1 protein-coding gene is annotated in these 771 nt (G+C 62.5%); it reads right to left on the reverse strand.

What is annotated here, in order from left to right; genetic code table 11:
• Window positions 1-82: 82 nt before the first annotated feature.
• A partial coding sequence (locus APH28_RS10950) for a thiamine pyrophosphate-dependent enzyme (protein ID WP_256249123.1) occupies window positions 83-771 on the reverse strand: 689 nt, incomplete at its 5' end.

The following is a 771-nucleotide window of genomic DNA, read 5'->3' on the forward strand; positions in this document are numbered from 1 at the left end:
GGTTCGGCGCCCCGATGAACCCGCTCCCACAGGGGCCCCGGGTCATTGAGGCGCCGAACCGCCGCGAATTGGCCGTTAAGCCTTATACCGCCAGCGCACGCTCACGCAGTTCGCTGTTGAGGATGCGGTCGTTCTCACTGTAGTCGACCGGGCAGTCGATCACGTGCACACCTGGGGTCTTGATGCAGTGCTCGAGCAGCGGCAGGAACGCTTCGGCGCTTTCCACACGATGACCATTGGCACCGTAGGCTTCGGCGTACTTGACGAAGTCCGGGTTGCCGTAGTCCAGGCCAAAATCGGTGAAGCCCATGTTGGCCTGCTTCCAGCGGATCATGCCGTAGCCGTCGTCACGCAGGATCACCACGGTGATGTGCATACCCAGACGTACTGCGGTTTCCAGCTCCTGGCTGTTCATCATGAAGCCACCGTCGCCGCATACCGAGATCACCGGGCGGTCCGGGTACACCAGGTGCGAAGCCATGGCCGATGGCAGGCCGGCGCCCATGGTCGCCAAGGCGTTGTCCAGCAGCACGGTGTTTGGCTTGTGCGCCTTGTAATTGCGCGCGAACCAGATCTTGTAGATGCCGTTGTCCAGGGCAACGATGCCTTCGGACGGCAGCGCGCGGCGGATGTCGGCAACCAAGCGCTGTGGGTAGACCGGGAAGCGGTTGTCATCACCGCCTTCGGCAATCTGCGCTTCGTTCGCTTCACGGATGGTCATGAGGCGGGTGAAGTCCCAGTGCGCGGTATCGGTCAGCGCTTCGCTGATCT

Origin of the sequence: Pseudomonas sp. NBRC 111124 (assembly GCF_001320245.1) — a bacterium.
Lineage (GTDB): Bacteria > Pseudomonadota > Gammaproteobacteria > Pseudomonadales > Pseudomonadaceae > Aquipseudomonas.